Genomic DNA, 317 nt, shown 5'->3' with positions numbered 1-317 from the left:
GGGCTCACCAGCACAGTGCGGGTGCCCGTAAAAAAGGGGCGCGGATCAGGCCATCGGGCGGTCCCGTGGCGGACTGACCTCGAAAATTCACGCCATTGTCGATGCTGCGGGAAAGGCGGTCGCCCTGTCCCTGACGCCCGGGCAGAGAGCGGACATCACGGAAGCAGGCCCCCTGCTGGATGAAGTCGACCCTGCAACCTTTATCGCCGACAAGGCTTATGACGCTGATCCGCTTATCGAAAAGCTCGAAGAACGGCAGATCGCACCGGTTATCCCTTCAAGGAAAAACCGACGCGACCCACGGAAAATCAGCTTCC

Annotated in this window: 1 pseudogene; it reads left to right on the top strand. The window is 60.6% G+C overall.

The window, feature by feature from the left end:
* Positions 1–317, top strand: a pseudogene (locus HNO79_RS16370) (transposase); the annotation flags it as partial.

The organism is Komagataeibacter oboediens, assembly GCF_018491655.1.
Lineage (GTDB): Bacteria > Pseudomonadota > Alphaproteobacteria > Acetobacterales > Acetobacteraceae > Komagataeibacter > Komagataeibacter oboediens.
Note: the sequence above shows the minus strand (reverse complement) of the source record. Positions and strands in the feature narration are given on the sequence as shown.